Annotated in this window: 1 protein-coding gene; it reads right to left on the minus strand. The window is 35.9% G+C overall.

Annotated features, from left to right (window positions below):
- Nucleotide 1: 1 nt before the first annotated feature.
- A complete protein-coding gene (locus GFV01_RS10045) occupies nt 2-151 on the minus strand; it encodes a hypothetical protein (RefSeq protein WP_160567220.1) in 150 nt (49 codons plus the stop codon).
- Nucleotides 152-429 lie beyond the last annotated feature (278 nt).

Consider the following 429-nt stretch of genomic DNA (forward strand, 5'->3'; position numbering starts at 1 on the left):
CTTAAAATCTCCAGCCGTCTTCTCCTCCTTTATTTCCTAATTCCTTACGATTGCCGTATGCTATTTCTGCTATTTTTCTTTGATTGGCCGGGTGCTGAGCCGTCCTTCCATATTGATAGGCTAATTCATTAGGAGGGCTTTTTTCTTTCAAGGCCGGATTGGCCCGAAAAGCTTTAAAATGTTTGGGTAAATCTTGCGCAGCATAATTTAAACTTTCTCCTTCTAAGGCTCCTTTTAAATCTAAGCCTGATTCTTCGCGAGATTGTGCAAAAAAATGTGCTTTTCGAGCACATGTGTCTATGTTAAATTTATCTTTATTTTAAATTTTATTTAAAAAGAGATTATTATTTTATTGGTTCTGCTATACGCCTGTAATCATAAGGGTTTGGATCATCTTCCATTCCTTCTCCTCCATTAAAATAATCTTTT

The sequence above is a fragment of the Apibacter sp. B2912 genome, assembly GCF_009827835.1.
In the GTDB taxonomy this organism is placed as follows: Bacteria; Bacteroidota; Bacteroidia; order Flavobacteriales; family Weeksellaceae; genus Apibacter.